1 rRNA gene is annotated in these 228 nt (G+C 41.2%); it reads right to left on the reverse strand.

Going from position 1 to position 228, the window contains the following annotated elements:
* Nucleotides 1-90 precede the first annotated feature (90 nt).
* Nucleotides 91-228: ribosomal RNA gene (locus CBI42_RS12165) — 23S ribosomal RNA — on the reverse strand; the annotation flags it as partial.

The following is a 228-nucleotide window of genomic DNA, read 5'->3' on the forward strand; positions in this document are numbered from 1 at the left end:
ATCGCCACCACACTATTTAATTCCTGAAAGAACTTCGTTCCCTCAAAACTAGCTAATATTAATTTTCTGTACCTTGAACACCATTTCTACTTGGTTAAGTCCTCGACCGATTAGTATTGGTCCGCTCCGTACATCACTGCACTTCCACTTCCAACCTATCTACCTGATCATCTTTCAGGGGTCTTACTTCCATATAGGAATGGGAAATCTCATCTTGAGGTGAGTTTC

The organism is Streptococcus sp. KR (assembly GCF_002238115.1).
In the GTDB taxonomy this organism is placed as follows: Bacteria; Bacillota; Bacilli; order Lactobacillales; family Streptococcaceae; genus Streptococcus.